The sequence below is a fragment of the Streptomyces sp. SID5785 genome, from assembly GCF_009870065.1.
In the GTDB taxonomy this organism is placed as follows: Bacteria; Actinomycetota; Actinomycetes; order Streptomycetales; family Streptomycetaceae; genus Streptomyces.
Genome location: NZ_WWIA01000584.1, coordinates 1 through 353 on the forward strand (window position 1 = coordinate 1; position 353 = coordinate 353).

Sequence of the window (353 nt, forward strand, 5' to 3'; positions counted from 1 at the left end):
TCCACCGTGGGCCGCTGCGTGGTGCGCCTCGACACCCCGACCGGCGGCGAGGTCGTCATCGACGGCACCGACGTGACCAGGCTGTCCCCGCGCGGGATGCGCCCGCTGCGCAAGAAGGTCCACCTGGTCTTCCAGGATCCGTCCTCCTCGCTCAACCCGCGCATGACGATCCGCCAGATCATCGCCGAGCCGCTGCGGCTGCACGGTCTCGCCGGCCGGGCCGAGGCGTCCGCGCGGGTCGACGAACTGCTCCGCCAGGTCGGCCTGCGCCCCGAACTCGCCGACCGCACCCCGCACCAGCTCTCCGGCGGCCAGCGCCAGCGCGTCTCCATCGCCCGCGCCCTGTCCGTCGA

The 353-nt window shown here is 74.2% G+C and carries 1 protein-coding gene; it reads left to right on the top strand.

Annotation, left to right across the window (positions count from 1 at the left end):
• Nucleotides 1-353, top strand: a 353-nt coding sequence (locus GTW43_RS18835) for an ATP-binding cassette domain-containing protein (RefSeq protein ID WP_161303191.1), incomplete at both ends; no start/stop codon positions are given.